2 protein-coding genes are annotated in these 2,500 nt (G+C 50.1%); both read left to right on the forward strand.

Features of this window, described 5'->3' with window-relative positions:
• On the forward strand, positions 1–1,084 hold a 1,084-nt coding region (locus J0A65_RS22335), incomplete at its 5' end, for a ComEC/Rec2 family competence protein (RefSeq protein ID WP_206596523.1).
• Positions 1,085–1,128: 44 nt separating this feature from the next.
• Entirely contained in the window at positions 1,129–2,442 is a 1,314-nt protein-coding gene (locus J0A65_RS22340) for a PDDEXK-like family protein (RefSeq protein ID WP_206596524.1), read from the forward strand.
• Positions 2,443–2,500 lie beyond the last annotated feature (58 nt).

The raw sequence follows: 2,500 nt of genomic DNA on the forward strand, positions 1-2,500 counted from the left end.
TGAGGAAGACTTAGCCTCGGACAACCCTGCCTCCATGCTTCGCTTCGATTATTTGCCCGACAGCTACTTTGGTTGCCGGGAGGGTTCTTGGTACGAGATTCCCGACACATTTTGGGAGGGATGGGTTTATCAGGCCATCGATCCCACCGGACCGGGCAGTGTATTTCTGCGTGGCGAGCTGTCTGTGCCAGAGGGGAAAAAGAACTTCTCACGACACCTAGTTTCGCCAATGTTTATCGAACGAGGCATCGTATCTGCATCGTATTACCCGCTTTCCAGCCCGAGCGAGTTGGCATCGGTTAGTACGACTGCGACGCTTTCGGTGATCGACTGCGGGCACGGTAACTGGAACGAGATTCGTACGGATAGCCTGCGGATCATATACGACGTTGGCGCCAGCCGCCTCTACGACGCAGCACAAGTAGAGCGTCTTGTCGCATCACAGGGCATCGGTACACAAGGAGTTGAGGTCAAAATCTACATCAGCCATTGGGACGTCGATCATTATCAGTCGCTTTTGAAATTTACTCACGCAGATATGACTGTGATAACAGAGGTAACAGCTCCTAGTCAGCTACCAGATACTGCGACCTGTAAGCGCATTATGGCTTTGCTCGATGAGCATGAGATATCGGTTCGGCTTTTGCCTCCTGCGCAACGGAATGCTCCGGGACGTACGATTAAACTGATCGAAATCCAACGTGTGGGGCCACTTACCGTATTTCGTGCAACTGCGGGTCGATCTCGCAACCAGAGCGGTATTGTTCTTTGTTATGAAGGCCGTAACAAATTAGCCCTACTGGTCGGCGACCACCATTATGAAAAAATACTGAATGCCATTCAGGGCCGTTTCCAATCAACAAAAGACTGCGTATTTGTTGCACCTCATCACGGGGGTAATGCTGGTTCAATAGACGTCAGTGCCTGGAGAGCATTGTTCTCGTCATTCGAGACGGTAATTTCATGCGGGGATAATGCTTGGGATCACCCATTGGCCGACAACCTGAATGGTTTGAGTGCACTCCAAAATAATATTGCTTCATACCGAACCGACCACGATGGAACTTTGCAATTCAGGCTGTGAGCAGTAAATATATTAAATAGTTGTTTTTCATGGGGGAGGCAAATGTGGAACCGACGGAGCTCAACGCATTCTTGAGAGACCCCAAGCTTTTGGAGCTGATAGAGCTCAACAAAACTGTCGACAATGTTTTTGAGGTGACGACACTTCTGGAGAACCAAAATTCTGAAGTGCTTGCCTGGTGTATGAACCCCAATGAAGGCCATTCCCAAGGCGATGGGATTATTAAGGACTTCCTAGAAGCGGCCCACGCTGCGAGCGATGGTTGCACCTATGATAACCGCAAGTTTTTTGCGAAGTGGACGCCAGGAAAAATTCGCACCAGTAGCTTTGGCGCGGCATTCGTTACTCGTGAGTTCAGTATCAAAGGCAACGGAGGCACCGGCAATGGTAGGCTTGACCTATTTTTGGTCGACCCAGCAAATCAGATTCTGGTCGCGATTGAAAATAAGGTTAAAGCATCGTTGACGGCACAGCAGCTCGAAAAATATGTGCGCGCCGTCAAGGAGCAAATCAGCAGTCGTAGAGTTTTTGCTGATTACGACCTAGCTTTCGTCGTGCTCGACCAGGATCTTGATGCCTACAAGGAAAAGCAGTTGCTGGAGTTAGGTAAGCGCTGGACCCTTCTTGACTATCGCTGGCTGGAAGCCTCTGCCAGCAGGGCCAGGTTCCAACTTAGCCGGGGTAATAACTCCGCGCAGTTACTGGTTGCCTATTGCCAAAGCGTGACTCGTTGGCAAAGCCCGATCAGCGAAAAAATTTCGGATCTTGCAGCTGATCTGGTTCTGACTCATCAGGCTGTGATCAGTGCAATGCGCCCTTTGAAATACAAGCCTCTAAATAAATGGACACCCGCTACGCTACAGGGGCATCTGGGCGAGTTGACATTGTTCCTCGCCCAGAATCAACATGTGTGTGAAAAGCTACTTAGCGTGAGGGGCGTAGCCAGCCTAGCGCCCTTGTTGTTCAAAGCTATCCCGACGCTCTCAGCCGAGCGGGTTGATCAGGGCACTCAATGGATCTCAATAACACCGCCAGAAACCCTGGAGCTAATGCGTGATGAAGTCTGGCCGGTTTATATCACGATCTACCGGGTGGCCAAGGTGTCGAAACCATCGCCCCCCAGATACAACGTAAGGCTGGACTGGGACAAAAACGAATTCAATGTAGAAAAGGTCAGTGAAACAAAACTGCGGTTTCACTTGAGTAAAAGCTTCTCCGGGCTGGAGAAATTTGCTTCCTCGCAAATGCGCCGGATCTTGTTGGCGGAACATGTAACGCCATTACAGGCGATAGAGTCCGCCGCAAGAAACATGAAACTTCTATCTTTCCAAATAGCCAATTGTCCCGCGCCAGATTAAACCGACAAGGAGAAAAAATCAGATCACTCTTGGCCAGCGCATTCTTGTCCGAAAGCAT

Origin of the sequence: Bowmanella yangjiangensis (genome assembly GCF_017255015.1) — a bacterium.
Classification (GTDB): Bacteria; Pseudomonadota; Gammaproteobacteria; order Enterobacterales; family Alteromonadaceae; genus Bowmanella; species Bowmanella yangjiangensis.